Below are 4,668 nucleotides of genomic sequence, written 5' to 3'. Positions count from 1 at the left end.
ATAATATGTCTTAAAGGTCTTTTATACCAATTGTCAATATCTTCCTGTGCATATCTTATATAAGAATGCTCACCCTCTTCGAGATACTTCATATCAAGTTTTGAGAGGAAGGCTTTAAATTCATCATTATCATAACGTGTTGCATCAGGTTTATTCAAATTAAATGCATTGTAAATAGCAGAGAAACAATCGGTTGTTTTTGGTTTTGTGTGGTAAAACTCTGTATTGAATAATAGCGTGTATGCAGCCAATGCTTCAGGGTTTTTATCTAACCCCAGGACTGTTTTTAAATAATTCATAAGTTCAATTTGAGTCTTTGCGTAACGATGATCCTTTAGGTATGTAGCTGAAACATGGTAAATAGCATCATAGACACCGACATAATAGTCATACTTTCGGAAGTTAATATCTAAAAATGCAGCAAAATGTCCTAGAAATTTTCCTGCAATAGGGTGATAGCGGGATGAAAGGACCAAAGTTTTATCAGAAGTACCTCTAAAATTATCATTGATGGCTTGATAGAGTTTCATGGATAGCATGATGTCAAAACTGATAAAAAGAGGCATAATGTTGGGAGTAATGAAACCAACAGGTAACTCTTCTTTTTCATTTTTTTTTACCTGAACGATCTCTTTTCGCATCTTAGACGGATCCATAAAGAAATAATATTCAGCATTGTCATCAAGTTCAATGGCAAGATCAAGAGGGAAATTGTCATATAAACCACCGTCCACGAAGTAATTAGAATAGTCTTTCCCTTTATATCTATAATCCAATTTTACCTGCTGAAAAGCCGTAGGAAAAGCACCCGAAGCTAAGAGTAGATTGATGAGTTTATTTCTGTCCTTTTCTATACCGGGTATGGAAATATAGAAGGCAGTACTAGGTGGAACTGATCTATTTTCAACAATTCCCTGTCCATTTTTTACACTAAATGTAAGAGGTACTGAAAAGTTTTGATTTTTCACCTCGATACCAGAGACCATCTCAACGATCGGGGTGGTCCTTGTGACAGTCACCCCCAAAGGCATTTCACAATTCTTTTTAAAGATAGGCTGTTTAAGGTGCTCAATGATCTTCACACCTTTTTTTCTTAAACTGTCATGTGTAAAGAGTGCGCTTTTATTGCTAGGGTCTTTATCCAAAACGGCAAGGTCTTGAATCCCAAGATTAACCCATGTTTCATAAAAGAGATTATCTTCAACAGTGTTTCTTAAAGGAACAGAATCTTCTTGACACCAGTACATTGCAGAAAGTAAAGCATTGATGGAACCTGAGGAGGCACCTGTTACAGAAAGCAATTGCGGATCTACAACTTTACTTGTCGCTTTCTCCCTCTTAAGCATATTGATCAATGCCCAGTTGTATCCTGCTTCATATGCCCCAAGACTGGCACCACCTGAGATAACCATAGAAGCCTTAACATTTACACGTTCTGCATGAAGGACAAGAGTGAGTAGAGAAGAAATAATCAAGAATTTCAAAAATTGATTCATGGGATATACCTTGTGTGTAATTTCTGTTATATATTTTAACATAAAGTCTACAATATCCCGTCTCTGAAAAGGCCATATGATTTAAAAACGATCCGATGTTTTGGCAAGGTTTGGCCTTACTCGGGCAATAGTTCTGCTGTTATTCTTCTTGCTTGCCTTTCACTGGTTAGTTATCAGGATGTCAATCTTTTTACAGGCCAATATTTTATCAATTAGAACCTTCCTGATGAAGGGTATTTGATAACTTGCTACTTTTTCTCATTATATAAATAAATCTTGTTTCAAAACCTTATAAAATATATAACTTTATTAGGTTTTATTTTCAATAAATGTATAATTATCAACTTTAAATATAAATCTATAAAAGAAAAGAAACAATAATGAAAAACTTCATTCTGGCCACACTTCTAGTATTATTAGGTACCCAATTACTTTTAGCTGACCAATCAGATGATAAAAAGACCTATAGTGAACAAAACTGGGGGATTGGTGCTGTGTACAGGTCAGGCTCCATCCCTTATGTAACGGAAGATAGTGTGGTGAGCAGTTTGGTTCCTATGCTCTATTTTGAAAATGATTACATTTTTTTACATGGTCTAGAGTCTGGTTTAAAACTCTATGAGTCAGATGGTTGGCGGTTTAGTGCTATCACTAGGATGCATTTTGTTGATATGCCTGAGCAATATCAAAACATACTTCAAGCAGATACCAATGATGTTGGTTTTCAGCTTCAGTATAAACTTAAAGATAATCAATGGGTTGATCTTGAAGCCATGAATGATCTGCATGGTAGATTATTCTCTAACCTGAGATATAGCGCATCTTTCGAAAGTGGTTCTTTGGAGTACAAACCCTATGCACAGTTACAATGGAATACTTCAAAGTACAATAGCTATTATTATGGATTAAATCAAGCAAATGTTGCTTCAGGTATCGATACGGTCATTGGTGTTGATGTAAAATATCATGTATGGTCAAATTTGTATTTATTGGCTAAAGCACAAGGTAGACTCCTTGGAAAGGATGCCCAGAAAAGTCCATATATTGAAGACGATATTGAAGGTGAACTTTATTTAGGTTTTGGTTTTTTTAATGAGAAAAATAAACCAAAAAAAGAAGCACTGGATATATCCCCTTATTTGCGTATAGCGCATGGTTGGGCAACGCCATCCAACATCGGTGATATTATCACCGGAAATACGGAACAAGATCCTTACAATAATCAACTTACGTCATTATTTTATGGCTATCCTCTTACAGATGAGATCTTTGGGTTTCCATTAGATTTCTATTTAACACCTGGTTTTGTTTTTCATCACAGTTCTGATGTGCAAGATGTAACGCAAGAGTATGTTCTTGCCATTAAAGCATACTATACGATCTCTCTACCTTGGGAAGTCCGTTTCGGACTGGCAGAAGGTATCTCTTATATCAATGAAGTCACCTATATTGAGCAGACTGAAATGGATGAAAAAGGATATAGATCTAGTCAATTGTTAAACTATCTTGACTTCTCTTTGGATCTTCATTTGGGTGATATCTTTGGAGAAAAATTAGATGAAGTATGGCTTGGATACAGTATTCATCACCGTTCTGCTATTTTTGAATCCTCATCGCGTTTTGGACGTATTAAAGGGGGAAGTAACTATAATAGTGTGTATGTACAATGGCACTATTGAGGTAGTGCAAGTGTGTTTAAATGAATACTGAAAAATGATTTGAAAAAGTTGCAGAAGGAGCATGATGTTAAAGAAACCAAATAGAATAATAAATACTATACAGATATTATTTCTTACATGCTTTTTTCTGCTATTGTTAGGGTGCTCTGTGTCGCCTACTCTTCAAAATAAATCATTAGATTACCTTTCACGAACCGAAACACAGAGTGATCGAAATGTACGGGTTTCCGCAGTTGTATTAAGTCCAGAAGAGACAAAGACAAGCTTTGGTTTTCCTCTAGCAGACAAAAATGTTCAACCAATTTGGATTGAGATCGAAAATAAAGAAGATATTGAGCTCAACTTAATGCTCCTCAGTCTTGATTCTGACTACTTCTCCCCATCTGAAGTAGCTTGGATGTTTCGTTCCTTCGAAGAGAAAGAATCATATGGTCACGTAAATGTGAAAATAGCAAACGAAAAAACAAAGAGCTTAGATGAAATGATAGATATGTTTATGCAAAGACATATACCTGTTGTTGTCCCACCAGGCACAACAGTGTCAGGTTATGTCTATACAAATCTTGATCCGGATACAAAAGTTTTCACCATTGATCTTTTTGGAGAAAAAGAGAGTAGATCCTTTGACTTTATTCAACTTGTACCGGGTTTTGAGGCAGACTTCATGACTGTAGATTTTAATAAACTCTATATGCCAAATGAAGTTAAAGATCTTGATTTTAAAGGCTTGCGTGATTACTTGGAAGCACTACCCTGCTGTGTATTGAGTGGAGATAAAAAAACTGCAGGCGACCCACTTAATCTTGTAATGGTCGGTGATGGTCCACATGTACTGGCAACACTAGTTCATCAGGGCTGGAATCTTACAGAGACAGTAAGTAGTGACACAATGTGGCGTACAGTTGTCTCATCACTATTTGGCTCAAAATACATTACATCCCCTGTGTCACCCCTCTATCTTTTTGATCGACCACAGGACATCTCTTTTCAGAAGGCTCGAAAAACAGTGGATGAGCGTAATCATATGAGGCTATGGCGTGCACCCGTCACACTCCAAGGGAAAAAAGTCTTTGTTGGCCAGATCAGTCGCGATATTGGTGTAAAATTTTCAAGTAAGACCTTCGTAACCCATAAAATCGATCCGGTAGTTGATGAAGCACGACTATACATTACGTTAGATATGATCACTTCGCAGAATATAAAAGCTATGGGTTATGTTAAAGGTGTTGGTTTCTCTGACCGTGAAAAACCTCAATATAACTATACAGAGGATCCTTATTATACTGACGGAAACAGGGTAGTACTTATCTTTAGTGAAGATAAGGTGCCAATAGAAAATATTCAATATTTGCCGTGGGAGCAAGCACAAAAGATGAAGTAACATAATAAAAATAGAAAAGTTTTTCAGGTCATCGATCTTCTCATTTTCCCCTAATGACGTTTAAAAAGATTGTCCCATTTGAAAGTGGATCGCATGCTTTGATGTGTCATGT

3 protein-coding genes are annotated in these 4,668 nt (G+C 36.2%); 2 read left to right on the top strand and 1 reads right to left on the bottom strand.

Annotated elements, in window-relative coordinates; all coding sequences use genetic code 11:
• A partial coding sequence (locus WBM70_RS02955; protein ID WP_424557026.1) for a patatin-like phospholipase family protein occupies positions 1–1,496 on the bottom strand: 1,496 nt, incomplete at its 3' end.
• Positions 1,497–1,876: 380 nt separating this feature from the next.
• Between WBM70_RS02955 and WBM70_RS02950 the strand changes: the two genes are divergently transcribed.
• Positions 1,877–3,175, top strand: a complete 1,299-nt coding sequence (locus tag WBM70_RS02950) for a MipA/OmpV family protein (protein WP_424557025.1) — start codon at positions 1,877–1,879, stop codon at positions 3,173–3,175.
• A 148-nt stretch (positions 3,176–3,323) separates the two neighbouring features.
• Positions 3,324–4,556, top strand: a complete 1,233-nt coding sequence (locus WBM70_RS02945) for an LssY C-terminal domain-containing protein (RefSeq protein ID WP_424557024.1) — start codon at positions 3,324–3,326, stop codon at positions 4,554–4,556.
• The last annotated feature ends 112 nt before the right edge of the window (positions 4,557–4,668 follow it).

The sequence above is a fragment of the Sulfurovum sp. genome (assembly GCF_049668085.1).
Taxonomy (GTDB): domain Bacteria; phylum Campylobacterota; class Campylobacteria; order Campylobacterales; family Sulfurovaceae; genus Sulfurovum.
This window is presented reverse-complemented; position numbering and strand designations above follow the sequence as displayed.